At 62.5% G+C, this 2,775-nt stretch carries 2 protein-coding genes; both read left to right on the top strand.

Annotation, left to right across the window (positions count from 1 at the left end):
• Positions 1-1,907 (top strand): sulfate adenylyltransferase subunit CysN (cysN, locus tag ACLPJJ_RS06300; protein WP_443590094.1); only part of this gene is annotated, 1,907 nt, incomplete at its 5' end.
• Positions 1,904-2,644, top strand: a complete 741-nt coding sequence (locus tag ACLPJJ_RS06305) for a 3'(2'),5'-bisphosphate nucleotidase CysQ (RefSeq protein ID WP_443590095.1) — start codon at positions 1,904-1,906, stop codon at positions 2,642-2,644. The genes cysN and ACLPJJ_RS06305, both read left to right, overlap by 4 nt.
• Positions 2,645-2,775 lie beyond the last annotated feature (131 nt).

Consider the following 2,775-nt stretch of genomic DNA (forward strand, 5'->3'; position numbering starts at 1 on the left):
CCGTAACTCAGGAAAGCTCCTACAAGACCGACGAACTGATCGCGCAGGATATCGACGCGTATCTGGAGAAGCATCAGCATAAGAGCCTGCTGCGCTTTATCACTTGCGGCTCGGTGGATGACGGCAAGTCGACGCTGATCGGCCGGTTGCTGTATGATTCGAAGATGATCTTCGAGGATCAGCTGGCAGCGCTTGAGGCTGATTCCAAGAAGGTCGGCACGCAGGGCCAGAATATCGATTTCGCGTTGCTGGTCGATGGACTTGCCGCTGAGCGCGAGCAGGGCATCACCATCGACGTGGCCTACCGTTTCTTTGCCACTGAGAAGCGCAAGTTCATCGTGGCCGACACGCCGGGCCATGAGCAGTACACGCGCAACATGATCACCGGCGCCTCTACCGCGGACCTTGCCGTTATCCTGATTGACGCGCGCAAAGGCGTGCTGACGCAGACGCGCCGGCATTCGTACCTCGCGCATCTCATCGGCATCCGTAACATCGTGCTCGCCGTGAACAAGATGGACCTGATTGGCTACGATCAGGCGAAGTATGAGGCGATTGTCGCGGATTACCGCAAGTTCGCGGAGAGCATCGGCATCAAGAGTTTTATTCCGATGCCGATCTCCGGCTTCATGGGCGATAACATCACCACCAAATCCGCCAACACGCCGTGGTATCAGGGCCCGACCCTGATGGCGCATCTGGAAGCAGTGGAGCTGGACGTGACGGCCGATCAGGCCAAGCCGTTCCGTTTGCCCGTGCAATGGGTGAATCGCCCGAATCTCGACTTCCGTGGTTTCTCCGGGCAGATCGCCAGTGGCGTGGTCAAGCCGGGCGACCTCATCCGCGTGCTGCCCTCGGGCAAGACGTCTTCGGTCACGCGCATTGTCACGCTGGATGGCGATTTGCCGCAGGCCGTGGCGGGGCAGTCCATCACGCTGTGCTTCGCCGATGAAATCGACTGCTCGCGCGGCGATGTCATCACGCTGGCGGATGCGCCGGTGCAGGTGGCGGACCAGTTCGAGGCGACGGTCGTGTGGATGGCCGACGAGGCGATGGCACCGGGCCGCTCCTATTGGCTGAAGCTCGGCACGCAGACCGTCTCGGTTAACATTCACGCACCGAAATACCAGGTGAATGTGAACACGCTGGAGCACATGGCGGCGAAGACGCTGGAGCTGAACGCCATTGGTGTCGCCAATGTCGCCACCGACCGGCCGATCCCGTTCGAGGCGTACGAAGCCAATCGTACGCTGGGCGGCTTCATCATCATCGACAAGATGACGAACGCGACCGTGGGCGCGGGCATGATCCACTTCGCGCTGCGCCGCTCGCAGAACGTGCATTGGCAGGCGCTGGATATCTCGCGCGAGGTGCATGCGAAGCTCAAGAACCAGAAGCCGGCTGTGCTGTGGTTCACCGGGCTCTCGGGCGCGGGCAAGAGCACCATCGCCAACCTTGTCGAGAAGAAGCTGGTGCGGATGAACCGGCACACGTTCCTGCTCGATGGCGACAATGTGCGCCATGGCTTGAACAAGGATCTTGGCTTTACCCAGGCGGACCGGATCGAGAACATCCGCCGCGTGGGCGAGGTGGCGAGGCTGATGACCGATGCCGGGCTGGTCGTGCTGACGGCCTTCATCTCGCCGTTCCGCTCGGAGCGAGAGATGGTGCGCCAAATGATGCAGCCGGGCGAGTTCGTCGAGATTTTCATCGACACCAAGCTGGAAGAAGCCGAGCGGCGCGACGTGAAGGGGCTGTACAAGAAGGCCCGTTCCGGCGAGCTGAAGAACTTCACCGGCATCGACAGCCCGTATGAGCCGCCGGAGACCCCGGAGATTCATATCGACACCTCGAAGATCACGCCGGAACAGGCGGCGGATATGATCATCGAAAGGCTGATCCCGTGACCGATCTGGAACTTGCGAAGCAGATCGCGGCCACGGCCGGCAAGCTGCTGCTTGAGTTGCAGGCTTCCGGGCTATTCGCGGAGAAGGCGCTGGGCAAGGCGGGGGACCGCGTGGCCAATGCCTTCATCATGGAGGCGTTGAAGCAGCAGCGCCCGGATGATGCCGTGCTCTCCGAGGAGGAGAAGGACAACGGGGCGCGGCTGGCGGCCTCGCGTGTGTGGATCGTCGACCCGCTGGACGGCACGCGCGAATATGGCGAGCGCCGGACGGATTGGGCGGTGCATGTTGCGCTTGCCATTGACGGCAAGCCGGAGGTGGGCGCGGTGGCGCTGCCCGGGCTGGGGCTAACGCTGTGCTCTGAGCCGCAAACATTGCCGCCAGTGCCGGAAAAACTGCGTGTGCTGGTCAGCCGCACCCGTCCGGCCAAGGAGGCCGTGGCGGTGGCGGAGGCGCTGGGCGCGGAGCTGGTCCCCATGGGCTCGGCGGGCGCAAAAGCCATGGAAGTGTTGCGCGGCGGAGCAGAAATCTATTTGCATACGGGCGGGCAGTATGAGTGGGACAATTGCGCCCCTGCCGCCGTGGCGCTTAAGGCCGGGCTGCACGCCTCCCGCGCCGATGGTTCGCCGCTGGTCTACAACAATGCCAACCCGTATCTGCCGGATCTGCTGATCTGCCAGAAGCATCTGGCGCCACGGGTGCTGGAAGCGCTGGCGGAATATTCGGCGGCGGTGGCGTAAACCGCACAGTTAAAGAAAAGGCCATGCCCCGGGGCATGGCCTTTTTTTGTGTGCGGTTTACGCCACCGCCGCCGAATATTCCGCCAGCGCTTCCAGCACCCGTGGCGCCAGATGCTTCTGGCAGATCAGCA

It is taken from the genome of Acidocella sp. (assembly GCF_052326845.1).
GTDB lineage: Bacteria > Pseudomonadota > Alphaproteobacteria > Acetobacterales > Acetobacteraceae > Acidocella.